Here is a 1,602-nt window from a genome sequence, read left to right as displayed (position 1 = left end):
TCGGTGCTCAATACCGGCAACCCCTGTCATCCCCACATACGCTCGCAACAGGTGCCACCTGGCTGTGGGGCCATGCTTGCATGGCAAACAAGGGCCGTGCTCAGAACTCACAGACCGTAAAGACGGACGCGCCATTTTCCCGCAACAATTTCGAACCACCCAGCTCGGGCAGATCAATAATGGCCGCCGCTTCCACGACGTTCGCGCCCAGGCGCTGCAACAGTTTGGCAGCGGCCAGCATGGTGCCGCCCGTCGCAATCAGATCATCCACCAGTAGCACGCGCTGGCCGGGACGAACTGCGTCAGCGTGCATTTCGACGCTGGCATTGCCATACTCCAGAGAGTATTCCTCGGCCAGTGTCTGAAAAGGCAGCTTGCCTTTCTTGCGTACCGGCACAAACCCCAGTTTGAGCTCATAGGCCAGCACGCTGCCCACGATAAAGCCGCGAGCATCAACGCCGGCGATCAGATCCAACCGTTCGCGCATATACCGGTAAACAAAAATATCCAGCAGAACCCGGAACGTACGCGGGTCTTGTAACACAGGTGTGATATCACGAAATGTAATGCCCGGCTTCGGCCAGTCAGGCACGCTGCGGATGGCGTTGATCACCATTTGATGCGGGTCAATCATGGTCATGATGTCAGAAACTCCTGTGACGGTGAAAATCAAACAACGACACTATAGCCGATTCACGAACGCCGATACCGGCGATTCGCTTGCCGCCCTTAATCGATGGCCGACACCTTGATGGCCGACGACACGCGCAATGCTTTTTCACGGGCCAGGTCGGTCGTTTGCGCCGCGGCCAGCGCCACCCCCATGCGTCGACGCACGAAGGACTGCGGCTTGCCAAAAAGACGTACGTCGGTATCTGGCTCTGCCAGCGCTTCGGCCACGTGACTGAAGCTGACGGCCTGTGCATCCACGCCGCCATAAATCACACTACTGGCCCCGGTGGCGCGCAACGCGGTATTGACCGGCAGCCCAAGCAGCGCCCGCGCGTGCAATTCGAATTCATTCTGAATCTGAGTGATCATGGTAACCATTCCGGTATCGTGCGGCCGCGGACTGACTTCGGAAAACCAGACCTGATCGCCTGCCACAAACAGTTCTACGCCAAAGACGCCCAACCCCTGCAAGGCGCCGGTAACCGCCAGGGAGATCTCTTTGGCCCGCTGCAGCGCTGCGGCCGACATGACCTGCGGCTGCCAGCTTTCCACATAGTCTCCGGCTTCCTGACGATGACCGATAGGTTCACAAAAATGGGTGACGATCTCACCGCTTTTCGGATCACGGGCTCGCACGGTCAGCAAGGTGATTTCATAATCGAAACGGATAAATCCCTCGACAATAATTCTGCCCTTACCAACGCGCCCGCCTTCCTGCGAGTACTGCCAGGCGTGCTGTACATCATCGGCATTGCGAATGAGTGACTGGCCTTTGCCTGAAGAGGACATGACCGGCTTGACCACGCAGGGGTACCCTATCTGTTCATCAATGGCCTGCTGCAACGCTTGCTGCGTATCGACAAAGCGATAGGGCGACGTGGGCAGGCCAAGCGTTTCGGCGGCCAACCGGCGTATACCTTCACGGTCCAT

2 protein-coding genes are annotated in these 1,602 nt (G+C 58.1%); both read right to left on the bottom strand.

Annotation, left to right across the window (positions count from 1 at the left end; genetic code table 11):
• Positions 1-100 precede the first annotated feature (100 nt).
• Positions 101-640, bottom strand: a complete 540-nt coding sequence (locus ACTIKR_RS03050; protein ID WP_193088470.1) for an adenine phosphoribosyltransferase — start codon at positions 638-640, stop codon at positions 101-103.
• Positions 641-729: 89 nt separating this feature from the next.
• The coding region (purT, locus tag ACTIKR_RS03045) for a formate-dependent phosphoribosylglycinamide formyltransferase (protein WP_442327111.1) at positions 730-1,602 on the bottom strand (873 nt) is incomplete at its 5' end.

Origin of the sequence: Advenella sp., from assembly GCF_052108595.1 — a bacterium.
GTDB lineage: Bacteria > Pseudomonadota > Gammaproteobacteria > Burkholderiales > Burkholderiaceae_B > Advenella.
Note: the sequence above shows the minus strand (reverse complement) of the source record. Positions and strands in the feature narration are given on the sequence as shown.